At 33.4% G+C, this 26,534-nt stretch carries 25 protein-coding genes and 3 pseudogenes; 13 read left to right on the top strand and 15 right to left on the bottom strand.

What is annotated here, in order from left to right:
* Positions 1-172 precede the first annotated feature (172 nt).
* A complete protein-coding gene (locus GM3709_RS14075; RefSeq protein WP_066120502.1) occupies positions 173-1,921 on the top strand; it encodes a M61 family metallopeptidase in 1,749 nt (582 codons plus the stop codon).
* Positions 1,922-1,982: 61 nt separating this feature from the next.
* Here the strand turns inward: GM3709_RS14075 and GM3709_RS14070 are convergent, their stop codons facing one another.
* Positions 1,983-3,107 carry a chromate transporter gene (locus tag GM3709_RS14070; protein WP_066120499.1) on the bottom strand — a complete coding sequence of 375 codons (1,125 nt, stop codon included), beginning with the start codon at positions 3,105-3,107 and terminating at the stop codon, positions 1,983-1,985.
* Between the two features lie 213 nt (positions 3,108-3,320).
* A complete protein-coding gene (gene bchI, locus GM3709_RS14065) occupies positions 3,321-4,391 on the bottom strand; it encodes a magnesium chelatase ATPase subunit I (RefSeq protein WP_066120496.1) in 1,071 nt (356 codons plus the stop codon).
* 255 nt (positions 4,392-4,646) lie between these two features.
* On the opposite strand from bchI, the gene GM3709_RS14060 reads away from it, so the two are divergent.
* From GM3709_RS14060 to GM3709_RS14050, 3 genes are all read left to right on the top strand, one after another.
* Positions 4,647-5,576: a heme A synthase gene (locus GM3709_RS14060; protein WP_066120493.1), complete on the top strand. Its 930-nt coding sequence runs from the start codon at positions 4,647-4,649 to the stop codon at positions 5,574-5,576.
* 142 nt (positions 5,577-5,718) lie between these two features.
* Positions 5,719-6,636, top strand: coding sequence for a heme o synthase (locus GM3709_RS14055; RefSeq protein WP_066120491.1), 918 nt, complete (start codon positions 5,719-5,721; stop codon positions 6,634-6,636).
* Positions 6,637-6,716: 80 nt separating this feature from the next.
* Complete coding sequence (locus GM3709_RS14050) at positions 6,717-7,304, top strand: Npun_F5749 family FMN-dependent PPOX-type flavoprotein (RefSeq protein ID WP_066120489.1); 588 nt, start codon at positions 6,717-6,719, stop codon at positions 7,302-7,304.
* A gap of 306 nt (positions 7,305-7,610) precedes the next feature.
* Here the strand turns inward: GM3709_RS14050 and GM3709_RS14045 are convergent, their stop codons facing one another.
* On the bottom strand, positions 7,611-8,651 hold the full coding sequence (locus tag GM3709_RS14045; protein WP_066120486.1) for a hypothetical protein: 1,041 nt from the start codon (positions 8,649-8,651) through the stop codon (positions 7,611-7,613).
* Between the two features lie 195 nt (positions 8,652-8,846).
* Here GM3709_RS14045 and GM3709_RS14040 point away from each other — a divergent pair, with 195 nt between their 5' ends.
* Together GM3709_RS14040 and GM3709_RS14035 are read left to right on the top strand one after the other, a co-directional pair.
* Positions 8,847-9,662, top strand: coding sequence for a Cof-type HAD-IIB family hydrolase (locus GM3709_RS14040; protein ID WP_066121946.1), 816 nt, complete (start codon positions 8,847-8,849; stop codon positions 9,660-9,662).
* Positions 9,663-9,782: 120 nt separating this feature from the next.
* Positions 9,783-10,826 carry a cell wall metabolism sensor histidine kinase WalK gene (locus tag GM3709_RS14035; RefSeq protein WP_066121944.1) on the top strand — a complete coding sequence of 348 codons (1,044 nt, stop codon included), beginning with the start codon at positions 9,783-9,785 and terminating at the stop codon, positions 10,824-10,826.
* Positions 10,827-10,873: 47 nt separating this feature from the next.
* On the opposite strand, the gene GM3709_RS14030 is transcribed toward GM3709_RS14035, so the two are convergent.
* Entirely contained in the window at positions 10,874-12,151 is a 1,278-nt protein-coding gene (locus GM3709_RS14030; protein ID WP_396229691.1) for a dihydroorotase, read from the bottom strand.
* A 39-nt stretch (positions 12,152-12,190) separates the two neighbouring features.
* Positions 12,191-12,424, bottom strand: coding sequence for a hypothetical protein (locus GM3709_RS14025; protein WP_066120480.1), 234 nt, complete (start codon positions 12,422-12,424; stop codon positions 12,191-12,193).
* 516 nt (positions 12,425-12,940) lie between these two features.
* Here GM3709_RS14025 and GM3709_RS14020 point away from each other — a divergent pair.
* A complete protein-coding gene (locus tag GM3709_RS14020) occupies positions 12,941-13,141 on the top strand; it encodes a hypothetical protein (RefSeq protein WP_017295225.1) in 201 nt (66 codons plus the stop codon).
* Between the two features lie 140 nt (positions 13,142-13,281).
* On the opposite strand, the gene glgA is transcribed toward GM3709_RS14020, so the two are convergent.
* A complete protein-coding gene (gene glgA, locus GM3709_RS14015; protein WP_066120477.1) occupies positions 13,282-14,652 on the bottom strand; it encodes a glycogen synthase GlgA in 1,371 nt (456 codons plus the stop codon).
* A gap of 152 nt (positions 14,653-14,804) precedes the next feature.
* Entirely contained in the window at positions 14,805-14,921 is a 117-nt protein-coding gene (gene petG, locus GM3709_RS14010; protein ID WP_066120474.1) for a cytochrome b6-f complex subunit V, read from the bottom strand.
* Between the two features lie 285 nt (positions 14,922-15,206).
* Between petG and GM3709_RS14005 the strand changes: the two genes are divergently transcribed.
* Entirely contained in the window at positions 15,207-15,593 is a 387-nt protein-coding gene (locus GM3709_RS14005; protein ID WP_173645723.1) for a cytochrome c, read from the top strand.
* 259 nt (positions 15,594-15,852) lie between these two features.
* Here the strand turns inward: GM3709_RS14005 and GM3709_RS20245 are convergent.
* The 4 genes and pseudogenes from GM3709_RS20245 to GM3709_RS13990 all read right to left on the bottom strand — a co-directional run.
* Positions 15,853-15,984 (bottom strand): annotated as a pseudogene (locus tag GM3709_RS20245) (transposase); the annotation flags it as partial.
* A 76-nt stretch (positions 15,985-16,060) separates the two neighbouring features.
* A pseudogene (locus GM3709_RS14000) lies at positions 16,061-17,327 on the bottom strand (IS701 family transposase).
* 178 nt (positions 17,328-17,505) lie between these two features.
* Positions 17,506-17,700: a transposase gene (locus GM3709_RS21890; protein WP_066120468.1), complete on the bottom strand. Its 195-nt coding sequence runs from the start codon at positions 17,698-17,700 to the stop codon at positions 17,506-17,508.
* Entirely contained in the window at positions 17,682-18,086 is a 405-nt protein-coding gene (locus tag GM3709_RS13990) for a transposase (RefSeq protein WP_066120465.1), read from the bottom strand. Before GM3709_RS13990 ends, GM3709_RS21890 begins: the two co-directional genes overlap by 19 nt.
* 78 nt (positions 18,087-18,164) lie before the next feature.
* On the opposite strand from GM3709_RS13990, the pseudogene GM3709_RS19280 reads away from it, so the two are divergent.
* Positions 18,165-19,322: pseudogene (locus GM3709_RS19280) on the top strand (IS630 family transposase).
* 76 nt (positions 19,323-19,398) lie between these two features.
* On the opposite strand, the gene GM3709_RS13975 reads toward GM3709_RS19280, so the two are convergent.
* Both GM3709_RS13975 and GM3709_RS13970 read right to left on the bottom strand, forming a co-directional pair.
* Positions 19,399-20,136 (bottom strand): phycoerythrobilin:ferredoxin oxidoreductase, encoded by a 738-nt coding sequence (locus tag GM3709_RS13975; protein WP_066120462.1) that lies wholly within the window; start codon positions 20,134-20,136, stop codon positions 19,399-19,401.
* Positions 20,137-20,236: 100 nt separating this feature from the next.
* A complete protein-coding gene (locus tag GM3709_RS13970; protein WP_066120459.1) occupies positions 20,237-20,962 on the bottom strand; it encodes a 15,16-dihydrobiliverdin:ferredoxin oxidoreductase in 726 nt (241 codons plus the stop codon).
* A gap of 362 nt (positions 20,963-21,324) precedes the next feature.
* On the opposite strand from GM3709_RS13970, the gene GM3709_RS13965 reads away from it, so the two are divergent.
* The 4 genes from GM3709_RS13965 to GM3709_RS13950 all read left to right on the top strand — a co-directional run bounded on the left by GM3709_RS13965 (position 21,325) and on the right by GM3709_RS13950 (position 24,450).
* Positions 21,325-22,197, top strand: coding sequence for a phycobilisome linker polypeptide (locus GM3709_RS13965; protein WP_066120456.1), 873 nt, complete (start codon positions 21,325-21,327; stop codon positions 22,195-22,197).
* A gap of 123 nt (positions 22,198-22,320) precedes the next feature.
* Positions 22,321-23,082: a phycobilisome rod-core linker polypeptide gene (locus GM3709_RS13960; RefSeq protein ID WP_066120454.1), complete on the top strand. Its 762-nt coding sequence runs from the start codon at positions 22,321-22,323 to the stop codon at positions 23,080-23,082.
* Between the two features lie 170 nt (positions 23,083-23,252).
* Positions 23,253-23,777, top strand: coding sequence for a phycobiliprotein lyase (locus GM3709_RS13955; protein ID WP_066120450.1), 525 nt, complete (start codon positions 23,253-23,255; stop codon positions 23,775-23,777).
* A 79-nt stretch (positions 23,778-23,856) separates the two neighbouring features.
* Entirely contained in the window at positions 23,857-24,450 is a 594-nt protein-coding gene (locus GM3709_RS13950) for a chromophore lyase CpcT/CpeT (protein ID WP_066120447.1), read from the top strand.
* Positions 24,451-24,518: 68 nt separating this feature from the next.
* Here GM3709_RS13950 and GM3709_RS13945 read toward each other — a convergent pair whose 3' ends face one another.
* Together GM3709_RS13945 and GM3709_RS13940 are read right to left on the bottom strand one after the other, a co-directional pair.
* Positions 24,519-25,334, bottom strand: a complete 816-nt coding sequence (locus GM3709_RS13945) for a carbon-nitrogen hydrolase family protein (RefSeq protein WP_066120444.1) — start codon at positions 25,332-25,334, stop codon at positions 24,519-24,521.
* 39 nt (positions 25,335-25,373) lie between these two features.
* Positions 25,374-26,114 (bottom strand): creatininase family protein, encoded by a 741-nt coding sequence (locus tag GM3709_RS13940; RefSeq protein WP_066120441.1) that lies wholly within the window; start codon positions 26,112-26,114, stop codon positions 25,374-25,376.
* Positions 26,115-26,534: the final 420 nt, after the last annotated feature.

Genomic DNA, 26,534 nt, shown 5'->3' with positions numbered 1-26,534 from the left:
AGTATCTAAGTTCTATATAAAACTTTTCTTATGAGCTTTTTGCGATCGCAAAGCGGCAGTGCGCGATCGATTAATACGATTAATATGACGATCTCAGAGAATGAAACTAGGCTGAAAATTTAATTATTAAATATCTAACCCTTATTGTTAATTTTTATTATATACATAAATTATGAATAAATTAAGTCCAAATTTACATTATTTTGTTTCAATGTCTTCTCCTGAATCTCATTTATTTGAAGTAACTTTAAATATTGAAAATTGGCAAGAAAACACTTTAGATATAAAAATGCCTGTTTGGACTCCCGGTTCTTATTTAGTGAGAGAATACTCTCGTCATCTACAAAAATTTACTGTAATTTCTGCTGATAACTTTAGTTATTTAAGTTGGATAAAAAAAACTAAAAATCATTGGTCAATTGAAACAAATGATCATCAAAATATTACTATAAAATATCAAATTTATGCTAATGATTTAACGGTGAGAACGAATCATTTAGATGGTAGTCATGGTTATTTTAATGGGGCGGCTTTATTTTTTTATATACCAAATTATGAAAAATTACCTCTAAAAATTACGATCGATCCACCTCAACTTAATTGGCAAGTTACCACTTCTTTACCTTCAATTTCTGAAGAAAAAAACACATTTTTAGCGGAAGATTTTGATACTTTAGTCGATAGTCCATTTGAAATTGGAACTCAAAAAATTGCTAATTTTACGGTAGAAAATAAACCTCATCAATGGGTAATTTGGGGAGAGGGAAATATTGAAATAGAAAAACTAATTAAAGATACAGAAAAGATTATTAAAACAGAAGCTAAAATATTTGGAGATTTACCCTATGAAGATTATTTTTTCTTATTACATTTATCTGCTAGTGGCTTTGGAGGATTAGAACATAAAAACTGTTGTGTCTTAAATTATCCTCGTTTTGGATTTCAAAAAAAAGAAAAATACGATCGATTTATACAATTAGTTGCTCACGAATTTTTCCACCTTTGGAATGTCAAAAGAATCCGTCCAAAAGCCTTAGAAACTTTTGATTATGATCAAGAAAATTACACTACTTCTTTATGGTTTTCTGAGGGTTCAACTAGCTATTATGACATGATTATACCCTTAAGGGCAGGAATATATAATCATCGAACTTTTTTTGATTTATTAAGTAAAGATATTAGCCAATATTTAGCAACTCCGGGCAGAGAAATTCAACCCTTAAGAGAATCAAGTTTTGATGCTTGGATTAAGTTATATCGGCGAGATGCTTATAGTAATAATTGCCAAATTTCTTATTATTTAAAAGGACAATTAGTGACTTTGTTATTAGACTTATTAATTAGAAAAAATAGTGATAATCATAAATCTTTTGATGATGTTATGCTGATTATGTGGCAAAAGTTTGGGAAAGAAGAAATCGGTTTTACTCCTGAAGATTTGAAACGAGAAATAGAATTAATTGCCAATACTGATTTAACAGAATTTTTCTATTTATATTTAGATAGCACGATCGAGCTACCTTTTAACGAATATTTTGAACCTTTCGGATTAAAATTAGAGACAAAAATTGAACATAATACGCCTCCCTATTTAGGTTTAAAAACACAAAAAGATGGTGGTGTTGAAAAAATAACTTTTGTAGATGCTAATTCTCCCGCAGGAAAAGCTGGAATTGATGCCGATGATGAATTATTAGCGATCGATAATTTTCGAGTTACAAGTGATAATTTAATAGATAGATTGCAAGATTATCAAGCTAATGATGTCATTAAATTAACTTATTTTCATCAGGAAGAATTAAAAACTGTAGAGGTTAAATTAGACTCTCCAAAACCTTTAGGTTATCAGGTAAAAATTATTGAGAATCGAACAAAAAAACAAGAAGAAATGTTAAATAAATGGTTATTTCGGCTTTGCTGAAACAGTTTTTTGGGTGGGTAGGATAGTTGACAGTTGATAACTAATTGCTAATGGCTAAAAGCTAATTTGTGACGATAAAACCCAGTAATGCACCTCCTAATACTAACCATGCAGAATTGACTTGATAACGAAAAACAATTACAGCAGTAACGATCGTTAAAATACAAGTGAAAACGTCAATAACAGAGGTACGAATTAAGGTATAAGTAACTCCAGCCATTAACCCTAAAGAAGCGGTATTGACTCCATCTAAAAAACCACTGGCAAATTTAGAATTGCGGATTTTATCCACCCAAGGATTAATTAATAAGACGAAGCTAAAAGACGGCAAAAATATTCCTACAGTGGCACAAATTGCACCCAAATTTCCCGCTACTAAATAACCTACGAATGTTGCCGTTGTAAAAATTGGGCCGGGGGTTAATTGTCCAATGGCGATCGCATCAAGAAGTTGTTGAGAGGTTAACCATTGATAATTTTCTACTAAATCCCGTTGTAGAAAAGCTAATAACACATAACCGCCACCATAAAGAATGCTACCAATTTTGAGAAAAACTAAAAAAATATTAATTTCATTGGGAGAAAAGATTAAATTAACGTTAGTTTGAGCGAATAATCCTGAAAATGGCAATAAAAAAAGACCTTGTATATTTTTTTTGGGAAAATTTTTATATATCATTACCCCCAATCCCACTGTTAGTAGAATAATAACTTCGTCAAAACCAAAAAAGAAGCCCAGAGTAGCTAAAACACCTCCGATAGTAGTAGGAGTATCTTTAGCCGCTTTTTTGCCCAATTTCCACAAAGCCTGAATGATAATGGCGATAACAACTGGTTTAATACCATATAATAACCATTCCGCTGAGGGTACATTTTGATAACGTACATAGATTATCGCTAAAATCCACACGATCGCTACAGCAGGAATAATAAAGCTACAACCTGCTATAACCAATCCTTTCCATCCTGCTTTTTCATAACCAATATGAATAGCTAACTCTGTAGAATTAGGCCCAGGAATTAAATTAGTTACCCCTAATAAATCTAAAAGTTTTTCTCGACTTATCCATTGACGTTTATTAACAATTTCCTCATCCATCATCGCAATATGAGCGGCTGGGCCACCAAAAGCGATCGTTCCCAGTTTCAAAAATACTTTAGCTATATCAATTAGTTGGGGATTCATCTGACATCGATCGAATTTCTAAGAAATTTTATAAAGTGGGATTCTACAGCAGTTTTCTTTTTTTTAACCACCCTCTGTGTATTTTCCTTTGCGACGAGTGCGAGAGATAAAAAAAGTAATTTATTCATCAGAAAAGCGATGTAAAGTTACAATCTCAAAATTTTCTATTTTCCCTTACTATAATATAGTTAATTCCTAATTCCTAATTTCTCATTAATTTACATCTAAGCCGAAGACACGGTTTATGGATTTTTCTACTTTATAACCAGAATCGATCGACTCTAAAGGATCTTTTCTGAGACGATGACGCAAACATAGAGGCATTACTCGACGAATATCATCAACTGTGACCTCTGTACGCAATTCAAAAGCTGTTAAGGCTTTGGCGGCACGATTAGTAACAATATCACCTCTTAAACCATCAATGTCTAATTCTGAGCAGATTTCTGATACTTTTACCCGAATATCATAATCGATCGAGACTTGAGGTAACAATTCTTGAGCTTGTACTAATTTTCTTTGTAACTCTTCTTGTTGAGGTTGATATTTATCCAAAAATTCTTGAGGATTACGATCAAACTCTCCCCGTTGTTCTACAATTTGGACTCGTAAGTTTGGTTCTTTTACTGTGCGGATTTCAGCGTGCATTCCAAAACGATCAAGTAATTGAGGGCGCAATTCTCCTTCTTCGGGATTTCCTGAGCCAACTAACACAAAACGAGCAGGGTGACGAATAGAAATGCCTTCTCTTTCTACAGTGTTCCAACCACTAGCGGCGGAGTCAAGTAACACATCCACAAGGTGATCATCTAATAAGTTAACTTCATCCACATAAAGGATACCACGATTAGCTTTTGCTAACAATCCGGGCTCGAAGGCTTTGACACCTTCGGATAACGCTTTTTCAATGTCGATCGTACCACAAACTCGATCCTCTGTTGCACCCAAAGGTAAATCGATCATGGGTACTTTTTTCTTAACTACTTCAAACTCTTGTTGATTTTCAAACTTGTCTCGCACATCGTCTCCCATCATTTCTACATCCGTCGGAGAGGAGTTAAAAGGATCTCCTGCTATCACATCAATCTCTGGTAATAAGTCTGCTAATGCCCTAATAGTAGTTGATTTGCCTGTACCTCGATCGCCCATAATCATTACTCCTCCAATTTTGGGATCAATGATATTGAGTAATAAAGCAAGTTTCATTTGCTCTTGTCCGACAATAGCGGTAAAAGGAAACACAAGACGGCGATTTTTAGGAGGTGCTTGTAAAGTAGCGGTCATAGTTTTAATAATAATAATTTACTGATAGTTTTATTTAATAATCTGATGTAAATAAGCATAACCTTTCTATCATATTGTTTTGTTCCATAGCAGTCAACACGAATCAATCTCCATGAAGTAATGAGTGAGAAAGAGACACTTAAGACTAACAGCTAACCGCTAAAATCTAACAGCTAATTCTCAATTTATAAGTTCCACAAAATTGATCCTGAGCTAAGATCAAAAATGATATAACTTCAACAGCATTTTTAAGATATGACAGAATCAATTCTTTATAGCTCTTATCCACCATCTTCCATTTCTTCTCAACCAATTAGGTGGATTCGTTGGTTAATCTGGAAAATTGCGATCGCAACCTTGTTATTGATGGCGATCGGATCAGCTACAAGGGTAATGAATGCTGGATTAGCTTGTCCGGACTGGCCTTTATGTTATGGTAAAGTAATCCCCACCCAAGAAATGAATCTGCAAGTATTTTTAGAATGGTTTCATCGTCTCGATGCTTCTTTAATTGGTTTAAGCACGATCGTGTTAGTAATATTATCATGGTGGCATAAATCAAAACTACCTCAATGGTTGCCGTGGGGATGTACATTTGCACTGGGTTTAATTATTTTTCAAGGTATTTTAGGAGCATTAACCGTCACGGAATTATTAAGATTTGATATAGTCACTGCTCATTTAGCCACCGCCTTACTCTTTTTTGGTACTTTAATCGTCATTGGTAGTAACTTAACAGAGTATCAAGGTAATGGCACTGCGGAGAAATTAACCACCGTTAGTTTTATTGCGACTATTCTTGTTTACCTTCAATGTTTACTGGGAGGGTTAGTTGCATCTCAATGGGCTTTACATCAATGTTTTGGAGGAAATCAACTCTGTTTCGTGATGAATAGTCATATTATTGGTGTTTTCCCTGCTTCGATCGCTTGTATAACATTAATAGTATTATCATGGCAAACTCCTGCTCTAACTTATAAACTCAGAAATCTAACCAAATATGTTAGTTTAATTTTAATTGGTCAAATTTCCCTCGGTGTAGCAACTTTTTACCTTCATTTACAAGTAGAAACCTTAACTGTTGCTCATCATACTATGGGAGCTTTACTCTTTGGCATATTAATTGCTTTTACTATTTACGCTCGTAAAGATGCGATCGTCTCATCTTCTTTTGCCAAAATATAGCAGAGGAAAAAGATAAATTCTTACGGTGACTTAATTTTACCCTTTTTTATGTCCCAACCAAGGAAACATTACCGATAAACCTTTAATAATAAGCAGAAGGTAAAAATAATTAACTGTTAACTGTCAACTAATAACTAATATCATGATCGGATCAAGTATTTCTCGCAACGAAAACATTGGACAAGTAATCCAAAGCTATTATCAACTAACTAAACCACGCATTATTCCCTTACTTTTAATTACCACCGCCGCATCGATGTTTATGGCTTCTGATGGTAATATTGATCCTTTTTTACTCATTGTCACCCTTTTAGGAGGTACTTTAGCCGCCGCTTCTGCTCAAACTTTTAACTGTGTTTATGATCAAGATATTGATTATGACATGAAAAGAACTCGAACCCGTCCGATTCCTTCGGGCAAAGTACAATCTAACCATGCTATTATTTTCGGTGCTATTTTGGGTGTTTTGTCCTTTTCCTTACTAGCTATTTGGGTAAATCTTCTTTCTGCTGTATTAGCGATCGCCGGTATAGTATTTTATATGCTTATCTATACCCATTGGCTTAAACGTCATACTAGCCAAAATATTGTTATTGGGGGTGCCGCTGGGGCAATTCCGCCTCTTGTCGGTTGGGCTGCCGTTACAGGAGATTTAAGCTGGAGTGCTTGGGCTATTTTTACCTTAATATTTTTATGGACTCCTCCTCATTTTTGGGCATTAGCCTTAATGATTTCTGATGATTATGCTGAAGTGGGAGTACCTATGTTACCCGTTGTCAAAGGTGCATCGGAGACAGTTAAACAAATTTGGATTTATACATTAATTACAGTAGTTTTTAGCTTTGTTTTAATTTATCCCCTGCATAGTTTAGGTTTAATTTATCTGGTTTTTGCCCTTATTTTAGGTATTAGTTTCATTATCAAGGCATGGCAATTATATCAACAACCAGAAGATAAACAATTGGCTAAATCGATGTTTAAATATTCGATTCTTTACATGATGCTTTTATGTACTGGAATTGTTGTCGATACTTTAATGAATCGTGCTGTTATTATCTAAAGATTAATTTTTTCAACGTAATAAGTAATAAGTAATAAGTAATAATGTATTAAATACTGCCATTTTCGTTAATATTTCATATGTCTGATTTTTTAGCACCTTGGAGAAGTTACTTACAAAAAGCATTACATAAAAATCGATCGAACATTTCTAGTCGTTATTTTTCCTTCGCAACGGTTACAAAAGAAGGTTATCCAACAAATAGAATGGTTGTATTTAGAGGATTTTTAGCTAATAGTAATAACATCGAAATTATTACTGATATTCGCAGTGAAAAATTTACTCATTTAATGAATAATCCCTATGGAGAAATTTGTTGGTATTTTGCTAAAACTAGAGAACAATTTAGAATTAGTGGAACTGTAAAATTAATTATTAAAAATTATCCTGATGAATTTTTATTAGATGAACGTCAAAAATTATGGGAAAAGTTAAGCATTACGGGAAAAGAGCAATTTTACTGGGCAAATCCGAAAGAATTATTAATAGAAAATACTCCAATAAAAAATATTAACATTGATAGTCAAAAACCTATAGATAATTTTTGTTTATTGTTATTAAATCCTGATAAAGTTGATCATTTAGAATTAAGAGGAAATCCTCAAAATCGCTCTATTTATGAGCGTAATATTCATAATGAATGGACAGTTAAACAAGTTAACCCTTAGTTTTATATTAATATTAAAAACTATTTTTTACTATAATTTTGTACGATAATAAACAGTTCTTCGATCGAACCCACTTTCAAAATTAATACTATTTTTCGATCGAGTTAATCCTTATTCAAGACACATAAAACCGCCTTGCATCAATAGTACTAATCCTGAACAAATGAATAACCAAAGTTGATCAATCATTTAAGTAGGTAAGAAAAATTAACACAATATTTATATTTATGACATTTTTCTGATTAATCAAATGATAAATGAGACACTATTAGGGCAAGATATAGGAGATAGGAACCCCTTTACCTTCTAAGATAATTCGTCACTCATAATTCTTAATCTAACGATTTTATCTCCTCCGTCATCCAAACGAACTTCAACAACTTCACTTGTAAGTTTTTCTAAGCAACTAAGAAGCGATCGTAAACTAGGTGTACTAGCTCCTGTTTCAACATAAAGTCGATCGGCAATACTTCCTAATTTTTTCCAGAGGGTATATAGTTTACCCACACTTTGCTCTAAATTAGTTGCCTGTTTTACTAAATCAGCAGTAATACTTAAACAGTCTAGTCTTAGAGCTTCCCTTAAGGCTTCTTCTATATCTACACTTGAATCTCTTAAAGTTTCTACTTGTCCTGCAGAATCTAAATATTTTCCTAAACTTTTAGCGGTGGAAGTCATTTGTTTTACCGTATCAACATCAGGATTAGCTTCTACTTCCTTGCGAATTTCCTCAATTTGTTCTTCGGGCAACTTCTCCAATTCCTTAACCAAGGGTGCTAAGTGGCGAGGAGGCAATGATCCATCCACAGCTTTTTCTTTGATAATATCAGGTAATAAGTCCGAGTTCATCGCTGTATATTCATCGGTTAGTTGCTTAACTTCCCTTCGAGTAATACGATCGCCTCCCTGAGCCGCTTCACTAACTAATCTTTGAATTTCAGGATCAGCTTTCGCCGTTTCTACAAACGCTCTCTTGCTAAAATTGTTGATAGCATTGGGATCTAAATTACCATCTTCTAACAAAGTATCAGCACTATTAGCAAGTTGAATTAAAGCATAGGCTTGGCTTTTGGTAATTTCTCTATTTTTTAACCAATTTAAAAATCCTGTACCTCTACCTTCACCGCCGTGTTTTTCCCTATCCCTGACGGTTCTTAAGATTCTACCACGCCAAATGTCTGTCTGTAAATCAAATCGATCGCATACCTTCCAAACATCATCAACTTTTTGTAAAAACTCTTCCTCTGCCATACCTTCATCTTCAGGATTAGGCAAATCAAAATCTAAATCGGGGGGAATAGATAAAGCCTCAACAATATCTACAGTTGAAGGAGAAGTTTCTAACATAAATTGATGTTCCTACCATTGACCAAAAAAGTAATACCTTAATAAAATAGCATTTTTCGAGCCTAAAATTCCTAGTTTGAAACGATCGCATCTCCATCCTCAAAAAGAATAATCGCTTTTAAAACAACGATCGAAATCGAGATAAAATACCACAAATGATCTAAGATTGCTATGAACATATTTATGGAGGATATTATGAACAATATTAAAGTCTTAATTTTAGATATTGATGGTACAATTTCCGGTAAATCAAATCAAGTTAACGATCGAGTAAAAAAAGCTATTCAAAAAGTAAAAAATAGGGGTATTAAAGTAGGATTGGCAACAGGTAGGATGTATTGTTCAGCCTTAAGATTTTATCGAGAAATTGGGGCAAATTTACCTATTATTGCCTATAACGGAGCTTGGATTCAAAATCCAGAAAATTCAGAAATTTTATTACATACTCCAGTTAATAAAGAAATTAGTCAAAAACTTTTCTCTTATTTTAAGACAAAACAAAAAGATCACGACATAGAAATTCATCTTTATTTTAATGATAATTTATATGTGGAAAAAATTACTAAAAATACTGATTATTATGTAGAACGATCAGGTATTCCCGCTAATTTAGTTGATGATTTAGCTAGTCTTTTAGGAGAAAAACCTACAAAAATTTTAGCATCAAGTCTTGACTCGAATTTAATTTCAGAAATGCTAACAGAGTTAAAAAACATTTATCATGAAGAAGAAGTTTATTTAACTCAATCAAATCCCATCTATTTAGAAGCAACTCAAACAGGAATTAATAAAGGTAGTGCAGTGCAATATCTAACAGAAAAAATATTAAAATTGAGTGCTGATGAAGTAATGGCTATAGGTGATAATTTTAACGATTATACTATGTTACAATATGTTGGTTTTAGTGTAGCTATGGGTGATGCACCTCCAGAAGTAAAAAAAATTGCTTCGACTGTCACCCTTGATGTCGAAAATGATGGTGTTGCAGATATACTCGATCGATTATTTTGAAATTAAGTATTGGGTTTTAGGATTTAGAAATTAGGAAAATTCACTATTCACTATCAATTTTTTCTTGTGAGTCAAAAATTAAGTTTAGGTACAATACTATTTCTATCCCATTTGGCAGTGATGATTGTGGGATTAGGTACTTTTGTTTTTATTGCGAAATTTTCTTCTCCTCAATTTTTTGTATTACGATTAGAACAATTGGAAAAAAAAGGTTTTATGACAGTTCGATCGGCTAAAACCTATTTAATAGAAGGCTTTGAAACAGCATGGAATCACAGTTCGTTTTGGTCATTAGTTGTAGGTGGTGGAACTGCAGGATTTTTGAGTTTTTATCTAAGTCAGAGAATTATGCAACCTCTTGACAAGATGAAAGATATAACCCAACTTTTTGCCGCTGGAGATTGGTTAGAAAGAATGCCCGAAAGCGAAATCCCAGAATTAAATCAACTAAGTGCTAGTTTTAATCGCATGGCGAGTAGTTTGGAAGATGTTGAAACAAGACGTCGAGAGTTAGTTAGTGATTTAACCCATGAATTGCGTACTCCTTTAACTGTGGTGAGAGGATATTTAGAGGAGTTAGCCGCAGGAAATATAGAAGGTACAACAGAATTATATTTAAATTTGGTAGGAGAAACAAGGAGATTAGAGCGTTTAACCAGAGATTTACAAGAGTTATCTCAAGCAGAGGCAGGTTATATTTCTATTGATTTGAAATCTTTTGATTTGTACCCTCTTTTAGAATCTTTAGTAATCAGATTTGCTGATCAACTTTTAGAAGATGGCCCTATTTTAACCCTTGACTCTCCTTCTGTCTTACCATCAATCATCGCCGATCGCGATCGAACCCAACAAATTTTAGTTAACCTCATCGGTAACGCTATTCGTTATACAGAAACTGGCACTATAACCCTAAAAACAGAAGTAAAACCGCCTTATCTTTGGGTATCAGTCATTGATACAGGAATTGGCATCTCTCCAGAAGATTTACCTCATGTTTTTGAACGATTTTGGCGTGCCGATCGATCTCGATGTAGTTATTCTGGTGGTAGTGGTATTGGTTTGGCAATCACTAAAAGATTAGTGGAATTACAAGGAGGGCAAATAGAAGTAGAAAGTACCCTTAATCAAGGAACAACTTTTCGCTTTTGTTTACTCCTAGCATGATAAGCTGACATTTAGATTTACTGATGAAACCTTTCTCAAAGGGAAGGTTAATGTATTAAAGCTGTTATTTTTCCCATTATTTCTTGATCTAACCAATAGGTATTAAAAGATAAAGATTTTAATTGAGAAGAGGTTACTTTCCAAGACTGTTGAGGTGAAAATAAGGTTAATTCCACCGGTTGTCCAACTTGTAACTTAATAGGTTCTTGGTTCAAACATTGTAAGGGACTAACACTCAAACTGCACCACAATTCCAACGCTGATAATTCTCCCGTTGTCACTAGATTTTGCCATAGTAATGGTAAAGCTAATTCTAACCCTATTGCTCCGGTTGGTGCTTGGGCAAAAGCAACGGTTTTTTCTTCATAGGTATAAGGAGTATGGTCAATAGCGATCGCATCTATGATATTATCCTTAACACCCTGTATTAAAGCAATTCGATCGATTTCCCTACCCAACGGTGGTTCAAATCTGAGATTAGGGTTATAAGTAGCAGTCATTTCCGTATTTAAGAGTAAATGATGCCAATTCACACTAGCAGTAACAGGTAAATTATTCTCTTTGGCTCGTTTAATTAACTCCACTCCCCTAGCAGTGGAAATACGCATTAAATGAATGGGCGTTTTCGTAAGATAAACTATTTCTAAAAGAGAGGCAATAGCCACTGTTTCTGCAATTTCTGGATTACCTACTAAGCCAAGACGAATAGAAGTGCTACTTTCTCTGACAACTCCATTTCCGTGCAATTGTAGATTTGTTGGTACTAATGCCACAGGTAAATTAAAAGGTTGAGCATATTCTAATAGCTTTCTCACTAACTGTAAATTACTGTGAGGACAATTATCTGTAAAACCAATTACTCCTGATTGGGCTAAATCTGCTAATTCTGCAATAGTCACTCCTTCTAAATTTTGAGTTAATCCTCCCCAGATATACAACTTCGTCTTACTTAAAGCAGTTTTTTCTTTTATCCATGCCACAATACTAGGATTATCGATCACTGGCTTAGTATTCGGCAAAATTCCCAAGCGACTAAAACCTCCAGCTTGTGATGCTTCCATCAAACTTTTTAAGGTTTCTCTTTCCTCGTATCCCGGCTCACTACTTCTACTGTACAAATCCACTAAGGCAGGTGCTAAAATTAATCCCTTGCCGTTAATAATCTCTATTTCCTCATGATTTCCTAGAATATCATCTTTTTGTGATGTCTCATGATCGCTGATTTCCGTAATTATACCTTTATCCAATAATACATCACCAACTCGATCGATATTTGATAATGGATCTAAAATTCTTATTTTTTGAAAAAACTGTCTATTAGTCACCGTGATTTCCGTTAAAATTAGATTTCAGCACAAAGAGAGTTATGTTAAACTTTTCCATGCCTGAGTTACTATTTTACTCAACCATTGTCTTTGAACTTGATCTAATATAGGATCCTCTTGTAAAACTTCTTCCACTAAATCGTCTAAAGATTGTCCTTGATAGTGAGCAAGTTTAACTACATCAGCGATCGCTTCGGCTACAATTTCCTCCGAGATACGATTATCACTAAGGGGAGGAGAAGAATCAAAATCTAAATAGAAACAGGGAATCATCATAGTATAAAAAATAAGAATATTGTTAAGATATGTAAACTTTCTCTAATATCGGTGTTCTCAAGAGTCTAACGCAAAAAAAATAATAACAGTGAAAACTACTTTTTTTTTTAATATTTTGTAAACTATCTCCTCTTTTTATTAAGTTTTAAAAGATATTATTCTTTTATCTCTTAACAAAAGTTACAAGTTAAACCGATAGCTTTAAAAAAGTTTACTATTTACCCCAGAAAAGAAGATAGACAATAAAAAACTTTGATCAAAAATAACAATTCAGAATATATTAATAATCGCTTTCTTTATATTACTTAAATATTTTAATATTAGTGAAAAATAATTTTTTCCTCTTGCCTTTTGTACAACCGCACTTAAATATTTTGTAATCTTATAGAGAAAATCCTATCGTCTAATTATCATAAATATTAAGTTTTATTAAAAATTCTGATTTTAGTAACAAATTATACAGAATATTATTTAGTATGTAAATATATGAAAAAAATTTAGGAGAAAAGATATATGGATACTCAAAATCAAGCTCGTGCATTAATGATGCGTCATCACAAAATGATCAAAAATCGTCAACAATCAATGTTAGGTCGTACTGCTGTTGAAATTGGTATGGATATAAACCCTTCTGAATATTGGAATCCAACCCAAGGCAAACCTAACGCTAGTTTTCGTGTTAGCTACGATCGTAGTCATGCCTCTTTAAGCTAATAAATAATGAGGAATAAGGAATGAAGAATGAGGAGTTTTAACTCAGATCTCGCACCAGTATAATAATACTAATGAAACGGAACAGGAAAAATCAATTTTTGTTTCTTTTCCCTCTTCCCTTTTTCCTTTTCCCTCTCGCTTTAATTAATAACTTGCTCGTACATTTTTAAGTATTCAAGGGCGGATTTATACCAACTAAAATCTTGATTCATGCCTCGAATTTGTAGTTTTTGCCATTCTTGCTTAAAACGGAAACCCTCATAGGCTCGTATCATACAAGTATATAAGTCTAAAGGTTCGTATCGATCGAAACTGTAACCAGTACCTGATTCGGCAGTAGGATCAAAGAAAGAAACCGTATCAACTAAACCCCCTGTTTTACGCACAATCGGAATAGCACCATAACGCATTGCCAGTAATTGACTAATACCACAAGGTTCAAATCGGGAAGGCATCAAGAAAGCATCAATACCACTATAAACTCGACGAGAAATAGCTTCATTATGTAGTAACTGTACTGAAATTCGTCCTCGATGACGAGAAGACATTTCCCATAACTGAGTTTCATAAAAACGATCACCTGTACCAAGAATTATTAATTGAGCATCAGTATAAGCTAAAAATCGATCGACAGTTTGTAATACTAAATCAATACCTTTTTGTTCTACTAAACGTGTCACCATTCCCACTAAGAAAGCATTACGATTAACTTCTAAACCCGACTCTTCTTGAAGTTTAATCTTATTCAGCCGTCGCTTATCAATAGTTTCGGCGGTGAAATTTTGGTGAATTAATTTATCAGTAGCGGGATCATATTTATCTGTATCGATACCATTAACAATACCCCATAATTTGCCACTAATCCAAGATAACAAACCATGTAAATTCTCTCCATATTCAGGAGTTTTTATTTGTGCGGCATAGGTAGGGGAAACTGTATTAACGATATTAGCAAATTGTAAGGCCGCAGACATGGTATTATCTCCTACCATATACCAAGGACACCATGTCATTTGTTCTAACAGTTGCCGTCCCGGCCCTTGATAAGCTAAATTATGAATAGTGAAAATTGTACTAATGTCAGGGGATTGGTGCATCCACACAGGAATCATCCCGGTATGCCAATCATGACAGTGAATAATATCTGGTTTCCAATAATTCCATGCAAATTCTGCCGCACCATTAGAGAAAAAGGTAAAACGCCAATATTCATCATCACCACCATAAACATTACGTCCACCGAAAGAAGGATGACCAAAAAGATACAAAGGAACATCAGTTTCAGGTAATACTGTCTCATACACTGCGAACCTTTGAAACATGGCATCACCCCACCAAATTGGTTCACTAGGAATATCTAGCTTATCGGGTAAAAAGCCATAATAAGGCATAAAAATTCGTACATCATGGCCTAATTTGCGTAAAACTTGAGGTAACGCACCTACAACATCTCCCATTCCCCCAACTTTAGCGACTGGTGCAGCCTCCGCCGCCACAAATAAAATTTGCATATAGTAATCTAGTTCAACTGTGATTTCTAAAGACTAGGGTGATTGTGACATAATCTTTGTCTTTATGCAAAAAAATTTTTTTAATTGGAAGTCTAAATTCTCAACTAAAAAACAACAAAAATCATTGTTAATTGTCAATTGTCAATTTTTAACTATTCTAAGCCAATTTCACTACTGCGTTTATATTGACGATAGGCAGCAAAAAATAAACCGATAATCGTAACAGGAATTAAACCTAAAACAATACCAAGTAACAAAGGTTCAATCATTAATTTTCTCCAGTAGCTTAAATTTATTAACTTATTTTAAAATTTTCTTAACTTCTATGCTACCAAAAAAGAGTCATTAAGTATTTCCAAAGAATTAATTAGATTTTTCCCAGAAATTAAGATAAAAAAGAATACGAGTAGAGTTTGTTCTTGAAAAAGTTACAATCAAACACCAAATTATGGTATATCTTTTATTTGCGAGTTCCTAGATTATAAATAGTGGCATTAATGAGAAAAAATGTTGCAAAATGTTAATTAGGTAAACTAAAAGTTAACATTGAGTCAGTGAATAATCAGTTGTTAGAAAAAAATCTAAATTATACCGAAGTCAAAAAAACGACTATAAGCCTTTTAACGATGATCATTATCGCAATACTAACCGTAATAGCATGGTGGTTAATACCAATAAAAGATCCTTATGTAGAAGAAGTCTTATCTTTTAGTGGTAATATCGATCGTGGAAGTGCTATTTTTCAAGTTAATTGTGCGGCTTGTCATGGTACTAATGGTAACGGTAATGTGGGACCTAGTTTAAAAGATGTCTGGAAACATAAATCTCAAGTCCAAATTATTAATCAAGTAGTTAGTGGTAAAACTCCGCCAATGCCTAAATTTCAACCCTCCGCAGAAGATATGGCAGATTTACTTACCTATTTACGTCAACTTTCTTAAATATAAATAATTTCAAGTTTAACTGTGGACTTACTCAATAAACCTAAAATCAAAATGTCAAAATGTAAATTAGGCAATTAGACTATGTAACAGTAATTATTATAAATCATAAAATAATTTTTACAAGAGGCATTGCTGAATTAAGGTATGATTGTTAGATAAAGCGATCGCCTTTGGCGGCACTGCACGATCGCACCTCACCTCTATAAGGTATGGGAATATCTTGGAATTTATAGTTATTCCAAATAAAAACCGAACACTAAGAAATACAATAATCGGAAATAATTTTATCTATAGAAGTTTCAATTGAAGCATACATTCTTGTTCTTTTTAAAGCACTAAAATCATGTTCAATATCATTCAAATCTGGAGAGTAAGGGGGTAAAAATATGGCTCTCCTACAGTAGTTATGACAAATTAATAGAAAATAATTAATATAAACTTTGATAGCGGTACTTAGACAAAAATTATGCCCAAATAAACCCTAAACTTGCTTTATATAAGCTAAATACTTCCACATTATCTTTTAACCATTGAAAGAAACGAAAAGACACTGCTGTCCGAAACGCTTCCAATGCCTCTGCAAAAGTATTTAAGGGTTTATTTCCCCATTGCCTTCTCAATCCCCCTGTCAAACGATGCCATTGAATAAAAGTATCGGCGCAAAATACCAATATAAAATGTCTCATTAAACTTCTTTTATTTCTCACTTGGTATTCTGATAAGCCTAACCATCCCTTAATTTCACGGTAAAATACTTCTATCCAATTTCTTGATGTATAAGTTTCTACTATCCAATTTGCACAGACTTTTTCTCCTGTTTCATTGGTCATTAAATAATCAATATCTGTGGACTTTTCAAAACTGGGAGCATTCATGACGATAGCTAGGGTTTTTATTCCTGATAAGGCTGATAATTTAATTTTTATGGTTGCTACCCAAAGAGTTTTTTCTCTATTTTTACCTGTTTTTATTTCTTCAAAACTCTCTTGAGGTAATAATTTAGCTATTTCATCTATTCTTTTTTCAGACTCTCTCAAATCTTCTTTTACTACTTGTACTAATCTATTTTTTGCAATAATTCCTATATATTTTAAATTTTTTTGTTCTAATTTTTCTAATAAATTAGTATTGTTCCCATAACCCCCATCCATTAAAATTATTTGAGGATGGTAATTTCGGTTTAAACATTTTTCAATTAAATTAAAGGCAATATCGGGTTTTTTTTGAAATTGTGGGTCATCTTTTCCCAAGGGGAAATTTTCCGCTTTTTCATATAATTCAACGTCTAAGGGAAAACTTCTGACCCCATCATAAATGTGGGTGGTGACTGCGGATATTACCATTATCAGTTTTGCCAATTTCACCAATATATTGTCGTCCCACACAGTCAGTAAAATTGCCACTTTTACGATGACCTGAATCATCGATAATTAAAGAGAAAGAGCGACTTATTTTAGTTTGACGACATGAGGCAATAATTTCTAGTCTTTTATTATTTACCTCATCATAATTCCAAGTGGATTCTGTTAGGAAATGATGTAACTTATGATAAGTAATATCAAGATTATTATGGGCAATTTGAGTGAGATTTTTTCTTTGAGAATCACCTAATAAACCGCCCAAATAATTTCTAAACTCTCGTTTTTGTGCTTTTGTTTTTAATACAGGGTCTATTTTTTGGCACCAACGCTCGAAACAGGGTGGCATTGATGAAGATGTGATTTCTTTCATTTTGACCTAAAAACAATATAATGTAAATATTATAGCTTAATTGTTGTTATTGTTTTGTCTAAGTACCGATAGCTATAGCTTTCACTTTTTTAAAAATGCAATTATTATAAATTAACAGTTTGAATTTAACCTAATACCTGCGACCTGATACCTGACACCTTTTTTTAGACATAAGTACCTAGGCAAAATTAATTGTATATTTTGAATCAAAGTTTATAAGAATATTTTCTACTCCTTTTACTAAATCTAAATAACTTTTATAACAGGAGTTCTCTAACCATTTATATTTCATAAATCTCCACAGTATTTCTATTTTGTTTAATTGTGATGAATAGGGTGGTAGAAAGAATATTTTTAATCCTTTTTTTCCCATTCTTCTTCTTTATTCCAGAATTTTTTATTTTGATGAATCGAGGCATTATCCATTACTAATACTGTTTCCTTCTTTATTTTTTTACTCAAGTTATCTATACAAGCTATCACGACATCACTATTGATTGATGACTCAAATACATAGCTTTCTAACTCATTATTTTTTTTCATAAATCCTAACACATTTAATCTTTTACTTAGGCTACTTTCTCTTTCTATTTTTCTCTCTTTTTCTTGCGATCCATAAGGTAAACAAGGTACTAAACTAAATCCACTTTCATCACCATAATATATATCTATTTTTCCTTCATTTTCTGCTCTTTTTAGTTGCTCTAATTGTCTCTTTTTTTGTTGGTATAATTTAGGGCATACTTCCCCTTTTACCATTTTCTTTAACCGATAAGCTAAGACGCATTGATTTGGTATATAATTTAAGTCAGAAAAGATAAAACTTAGGTGTGATTTATGCCTTCTAAAAATTTTTTGTCAGAGGAAGAAAGAAAGTATCTACAAGATGCTTTAAAAATAGAAAAGAGATCGGAAGTCAGGGAAAGAATTTTAATATTTTTATTAGAGAATGATGGTAAAAATTATCAAGAAATAGCAGTTTTTTTGGGTTGTTCCCCCAAAACGGTGGCTTACTGGGCAGTTCATGGTAATCCTAATAATGTAGATTCATTGCAAGATAAAAGAAGAAAAGGAAACCAAACAAAAGCAACGGATAAATATATTGAAAGATTATTAGAAGTAGTTGATAAAAATCCTGAAGATTTTGGATATGATTTTGGTCGATGGACGGGGCAAAGATTATCAGAACATTTGGAAAAAGAAACAGGAATTAAATTAAGCAAATCACAAGTAGTGAGGATATTAAAAAGAAAAAAGTATAGTTATATTTGGGGAAAATATAGTTTAGAAGACAAACAAAATCAAGAACAAAGAAAAGCATTTAAAGAAAAATTAGAACATTACATAGAAATAGGTAAAGAGAATCCTGAGTTAGTTCAAGTATGGTTTTGGGATGGGGCGTTTAAAGTGGCGAACTAAATTCGCCACACAGCCCCTCATGAATGTGGTTTTAGTTTAAGGGTGATAAGAAGAAAAACATGGACGAAAAAAGGAAAAAGAAAAAAGGTGAAGGGAGAAAGAAGAAGAGGAAGAGTAAATATCATGGGAGGAATAAGATATTCGGATAAAAAAAGAAGATGTTTTGTAATAAAAAAAGGTGATTCAGAAACGTTTTGTGAACAATTAAAAAAGTTATGGGAAGAAATAAAAAATGAATGGGTAAGTAAGGGAAATGATGAAAAAGATTTTAAAGAATGTGGTCCGAAAATAATCATAATATTAGACAACGCAAGTTTCCATAAAAAAAAGGAAATAGTAGAAAAAATAGAAAAAAATCTACCGAATATAAGACTAGAATATTTACCGGTATATAGTCCAGATTATAACTTAATAGAATTAGTGTGGCATTCGGCAAAGGAATATATAGCTTATAGAAACTTTGAAAATAAAGAACAGCTAGAAAAAACAGTAAATTACTTATTAAATGAAGGAGGTTTAGTAATTAATTGGAGTAAAAAATTTAAGAATAAGGGTGAATTAATCAATGTAAGTTAAATGCGTCTTAGCTTATATATTTCTATCTGTATTAAATTAAACCAGTAATATTTTTAGAATATGATCAATCTGGGTTTTAAGAGGCTAATTTTCGCTCTAAATCAAATAAAAATCCGTGAATATACTCCTCTGTCCATTCTGCACCATATAATCTGGTAAACATACCACGTGCTGGATCTTTTTCTGCTCGATAAGTTAAATATTTTTTTTGAGAATTGAGTACTTCCGTTAACCGATTTCGATCGATAATTTCCTCTACTTTGTCCACAAAGTCAAGATAGGCATTAAGATAGTCTTTAAATGCAGAAAATACGATCGTTTCCACTACTTCGGTTTTCTGAGGGCGAGTCCATAAAAAACAAGGAGAAAAGAAAGGTTTTGCTTCTTCAGGAAAATCTCCTCCCCATTCTAAATCTTTTTGATATTTCTCGAAAATTGGTAAAATTGGTTGACTATATTTGTGTTGATAATCACGATCGTGAAATAGAGGTTGCATATCCAATGCAATTAAATGTCCCCCCGGCAATGTAACTAAATCTGCTCCAAAAAATGGTAAATCATAATTTAATTCAGGAAAAATCACAAAATTAAGTACTTGCAAAGAATTTCCCCCTTCCACATGAGCCGCCCTAATTTGACGCAATTTAGGAGAAGCAAAACCATAACTTGTAGTAACGACTTCTTGTTCTTTTTTTCCTTTTCCTGTAATTGTTTTTTTCTGCTCAAAGTCTTCAGGAATGGGATACTCTCTTAGTTCTAATCTTTCTTGCAATAAGGTGATAGCATAATCTAAAAAGGGTTGATAAAGAGACATAATTGATTGATTATTAATAATTGATAATTGATAATTAGCCTTCCTATAAAATCCCTAAAGAAAACAGTTTAAATAGAGGCTTAAATTATGAGAATATTATTTATTTCGCTACAGTTAAAGAAAGGGAATCTTCAAAGAGAAATTCGTGTAGAAAACGATTAGCCCATTCATGACCAAAATAGCTACTAAATAAACCATGAGCAGGATCTCTTTCTGCACTATATTGATCATAGTCTTTTTGTGCTTTAACTATGCGTTCAATTTCTTCATTAGTAGATAACGGTTCAGCTTGTTCTACCATTTGCCAGTATAGTTGTAAATATTCTTGGTAGGCTGGTAAAAGACGTTGATTAATCGATCGAGTGTCGGTTTTTGCAAATAGCAAATTTCTGGAAAAATAGCGATTAGCGTCATAAAACTTCATTTCCAAATTTTGTGCTAAATCTGCATATTTATTTCTGAGTTCACTCATGGGTTCAATGTATTTCTGGAGATATGCTTCATCCTGAAATAAGGGTTGAAAATCTAAAACTACTAAATTTTTTATGTTACCAAAGGAAAGAAAGTCTATACCGAGTAAAGGCAAATCGTAGTGATGGGAAGGATAAATAACACTGTTAAATATTTGTGCGGATTCTCCCGCATCGATGTAGGTATAGCGTATTTTTCTTAGTTGTGGACACTCATAGCACCAACTCGTGATAGTAGCAGGATTTTTTCCCCTTTCACTTACTTTCATTTCTAGTCCAGAGGGAATAGGACGAGGACGTAACTCAAAATGTTCAAAGAGTTCTTTTTCGAGAAATTCCTGAAAGGCTTGGTACATAAAGTTATATGTTTATTAAAAATATTTTGTTATATTATCTCCTCTCAATTTATACCCTTTCTTAAAACCGATTACCCTTGATGAGAAAACAAAGTAACAAAACTTAATTTAATCGAAAAATAAATTAAATTTAACTATATTCTTTACAAATTTTAATAATTGTTAGTCATAAATTCTTGTTAAATACTTTACCAAGAGAGTCTAATTCTATATTAAATATTACGGAAAATATTGAAGTTTCAAAATTTTTCATCGATCGAATTAACATCGTTAATGGAATTAGACGAAATATAACAATCACTTATGTGAAAATAAATTTTCTCATAATCAAGAAAATCTTAATATAATACAGGAGGATCATAATGGTTTTTGGACCTGCATCACAACTGGGAGTTAGTTTATTTGAGGAGACTCCACCCCTTGAAAGATTTCCCAACAGTTCATCTGAAGATTTAGATGTAATTATTCGTGCGGTGTACCGTCAAGTTTTGGGTAATGCTTATGTGATGGAAAGTGAGCAGGCTGTTGTTCCTGAATCTCAATTTAAAAGTGGCGAATTAAGCGTCAGAGAATTTGTTCGTGCTTTAGCGAAAAGTGCGGCTTACAGTTCTCGCTTTTTTGAAACATCTCCTCGCTATCGTTTTATTGAACTCAATTTTAAACATCTTTTAGGACGCACTCCAGAAGGTTTAGAAGAAATGAGATCCCATAGTACTATTTTAGATACTAAGGGTTACGAAGCAGAAATCGATTCTTATATTGATAGCGACGAGTATCAAAATGCTTACGGAGAAAACATCGTTCCTTACTATCGTGGTTACAAAACTGCGCCCGAAAGAACAATGGTTGAGTTTACTCATATGTTTGCCATGCTCAGAGGTGCTTCAAGTAGCGACTTTAAAGGTAGTTTAGCCGGAAAATCTGCTGTTCTCAATAAGTATGTCATTCAAGAAATTCCTGTACCAATTATCCCACCCTCTGGAGGTTCTGTGGGAGATGGATGGGCGTTCCAAGAACCCGATCGAACTGCTTCTACCAGTTTAGTTGGTGGTGGTGAACAAGGCAAGGTCTATCGTATTGAAGTCACCGGCTACCGCACTAAAGCGAAGGTTAATCAAATTTCCAAATTCCGTCGTAGTAATCAGGTCTATTTTGTTCCTTTTTCACGACTTTCGGAAAAATATCAGAGCATTCACCGTCAAGGTGGAATTATTTCCAGTATTACCCCTGTGTAAAGCAATCGCTTTTTTCTCTTAAATGAAAAAGAAGACAAGAAGAATAGGAACGATTACAACTTTCATAGACCGAACATTAAAGATCTAAAGACTCAAAAACATTAATATCAAAGGATTAAAAATATGGCTTTACTTTTAGATACTCCCCTCGAATTACATACCCTTAGTGGTGATGAAGTACAAAATGTTATTCGTGCTGTTTATCGTCAAGTTTTGGGTAATCCCCATGTGATGGAAAGTGAACGCTTAACCAGTGCTGAATCTCGCTTTTGCAATGGTGAATTGACTGTCCGTAACTTTATTCGTGAAGTGGCAAAATCTGAGTTTTATCGTCGTCGCTATTTTGAATCTTGCGCTCCTTATCGCTTTGTCGAACTTAACTTCAAACATTTATTAGGGCGTGCGCCTCAAGATCAAAGTGAACTCTCTGAGCATATTCAAATCACTATTGAACAAGGTTATGATGCAGAAATTGACTCCTATTTAGATAGTGATGAATACCAAAGTAAATTTGGTGAAAATATCGTTCCTTACTATCAAGGTGCTTCTACCCAAAATGGTCAAAAACAATCTGAATATAACCGTATATTGAATGTTTGGGGCGGTTATGCTTCCGTTGACAGTGCCGTTAAATCTTCTCGTTTAGTGGAAGCGATCGCTACGAATGGAGATAATAAAATCACATTACCTTCTAGCGGTGGTCACTCTGGTTACAAGGATGCCACTGAAAAACAGTTTAAAATTGTGGTTAAAGGATCTAAATTTGACGCTCCTCGTCGAGTCAGCAATACAGTCTATGTTGTTTCTGGCGGTAAAATGACTCCTCAAATTCAACGTATTCACCGAGCAGGTGGTACTATTGTAAGTATTACTGAAGTTGCGTAAATTTATTAATTGTTGGCAGTTGATGGACAAAGATAAGGAGATAGAAAGTACATTTAAGACAATAAAATCGAAATTTGTTACAGTTTATTTACTATTACTATAAAATGTATAATTAATATTGATTTTAGCTTAATTAATACTTCATTTATTTTGTTTTAAAAGTTATTAAAATGACGATTGCTGAATTTGTGCAACAATCTTTGGGAAGTTGGCGATCGCTTCGTAGTGTTCATCATCTTGCTTTCAGTTATTTAGAGGAAGTAAAATCAGAAATAGAAATTATTTCTTTAAATACCGATGATCCAGAAGTAATTAATTTATGTAAAGAACATAATATCGATCCTGATTTAGTGCAAAGTCCTTTTAGAATGACTTGGGAAGGAGAATCCGATTGGGATGTCAAGGAAGAATTGAAAGGTACAACAGTATTAGTTCCGTTGCCTGATCCTCAAAATCCTGATCAGGGAAGATTATTAAGAGACAGAGGTTATGCGGAAACCATGCCAGCCATCGCCAATTATGAAATACAAAATGATGGAACTTTCGTATTAACGACTAATTACGATCGTGCTAGTGCAGAAGAAAAAATTTGGTTTATCAATCCTAAATTGAGATTTCGGGTTTCCATGATCAAAACTAGTGACGGAAAAGGTGTTACCACAGCATCTTTTTCCTCTGAAATTAAATATGATTAAAATACAAAATCTAACTTTTAAAATATTGTAAAATATATACCTAATTTAAGAAGAAATTAAATAAGTATAAAAATAAATAATGGTAGATAAAAACGTGGAATTAATGACGACTTTAGCACAGTGGATAGCTGGAGAGTTTAGTAATAAAAAACAATCTTTTGATCATCCCCAATTATTTGCTCATATTCATGTTTTTTTTCGACCATTACCTTGGGATTTTTTTCAAGGAATCGGTTTTTACTCTGAACAAGTTTACGACTATAATATGTGGACTCCTTACCGTCAAGGAGTGCATCGTTTTGTGGCACAAGACAATCAAGTCTATGTGGAAAATTATAGTCTTAATGACCCTATTCTTTACGCAGGTTCAGGACATAACCAAGATATTTTAAGAACAATTACCCCAAATATTATTGAAAGACGTTGCAATTGTTCAATGGTATTTACTAGAGAAAATAATAAATTTTACGGTAGGGTAGAAGGAGATCAATGTTTAATAAAAAAGGGTGATGTATTGACTTATTTAGTTAGTGAGGTAGAGTTAACAGAAAATACTTTTGTTAGTCTCGATCGAGGAATGGATGTTAATACCCATGAACAAAAATGGGGATCTAATCATGGTGCTTTACGATTTGAAAAAGTGACAGATTTTTCTTCAGAATTATCTATTTAGTGAGAATTAAAATTTTATTTCTTAAGAGAAACCCCCAGAAAAATGGGGATTTTTGGACAACTTTTTTTCTAAAAAACACGATGTTGTAAACAAGGCATCTGTTGACGTACTTGTTGTAATCTTTGAGGATTAACTTCTGCGATCGCAACCCCAATTTGAGAACCCGTACTAGCCAAGATCGAGCCCCAAGGATCGATAATCATAGCATGACCATGACTACAACGACGAGCATAATGATTACCAGTTTGAGCAGGTGCTATTACATAACAAGTATTTTCGATCGCCCTTGCTTGTAATAATACTTGCCAATGATCTTTCCCCGTATAAGCAGTAAAAGCCGCAGGAATAAATAAAACCTCAGCACCATTTTTAGATAAATGACGAAAAACCTCTGGAAAACGCACATCATAGCAGATAGATAATCCCAATTTACCTAAATCACCACCATCATATACAGGGGGTAAGACGAAACCAGCTTTAACGGTGCTAGACTCATGATAGTTATTGCCATCAGGAACATTAACATCAAATAAATGTGCTTTATCGTAACGAGCCAATTCTAAACCGTTAGGGTCAATTAAAATAGCAGTATTATGGGCTTTTGATTTATCTTCCACAAAAGGAGTAGGAAAACCACCACCTAAAATAGTAATTTGAAAACGTTGTGCCATGCGAATCAAGAATTTTTCACTCTTGGTGGCGATCGTATCAACCTGAGTAATTTTCTCGTCATCTTTTCCCAAAAAAGAGAAATTTTCAGGCAAACCAATCAATTTTGCTCCCTGATTAACCGCTAATTCAATTAATTCTTCTGCCTGAGTTAAATTGTTGTCAACATCAGGAGTGCTAGTCATGCAAACTGCCGCCGCAATATATGATTTCATCTGTGATTAAAAATAGAAAATAAGATTTTTGTAGCCCGTCTAACTGATAAATTCAAGATAACTGTTCGTTAGTTCTTTTACCGCTAACTCATAGAACTGTTGACCGTGTTCTGGAGTAGCCAAAGCCGGATTTGATCCCATTCTACCATCAGGGTAGCACTCACGAAAATTAGTCGCTCCATAAATTGAGTGTCCTTTTCCGACTTCTTCACTAAGTACCGCAGTTTTAATCACTTCAGGATAAACAAATTGAGTTAAGGCAACTTCAGAGGGAGTAGCATGAGAACCTTCTTGATCTCCATACAATTCTTTAGCTAATTTATATACTTCACGAGCCATAAACCAGTTGGCGATCGTACATTTTACCCGATTACTATTAGGTAAATTCAAACTCTCTAAATGATCATAAATTTGGGAAAAAGACGCTTTGACAGTAGCAATATTACCACCATGACCATTAATAAAAAAGAACTTACGAAAACCTGCCTTTGCTAAAGAAGTAACATAGTCTTGAACATAAAGAATTAAAGTTGTGGGACGTAAACTAATAGTACCTGGAAAAGCAGTATGATGAAGAGCCATACCTACATTAATTGTTGGTGCTACGATAGTTTTAACGTTCATGGAGACACCGATCGCCACTTTTTCGGCACAAATCGCATCTGTACCTATTAACCCTGTGGGGCCATGTTGTTCAGTAGATCCGATCGGTATGATCACACTATCATTATCTTTTAGGTAGGTTTCAATCTCTTGCCAAGTGGATAAATGTAACAGCATAATTTTTAATTCCCGTTTTATTTAAGCACTTTATCACAGAAAGCTGAGAAGAATCGCCCTCCACTACTTAGTCATTATCAGTTCGACAGAAGAAAAATGATGAACACAAGACAAGTAGACAAGAAGTGGACAAGTCCAATGGGAGAAAAATGCTCAATATTTGTCTATTTTTGAGAGAATTTTCTTAATTCACAAGAGATATAATCTACCTGTCAACTAGAGCAAATCATCACCTATTCTTATATCGAACTCAGGTATTACCGATTGTTAAGTTAAATTTCTTGTCAACATTAGTAATTGATTACTTATTCTTTAATTGAAAAAAGCTAAACGCTAATTCCTAAGAGGTAATCGCCTTAACAAATAATACGAAAAAAATCTGTGTTTGTTAATCATTCATTATCGATCGCTTAACGTTGA

The organism is Geminocystis sp. NIES-3709 (assembly GCF_001548115.1).
Lineage (GTDB): Bacteria > Cyanobacteriota > Cyanobacteriia > Cyanobacteriales > Cyanobacteriaceae > Geminocystis.
The sequence above is the reverse complement of the archived record's forward strand: the minus strand, read 5'-3'. Positions and strand labels throughout refer to the sequence as shown.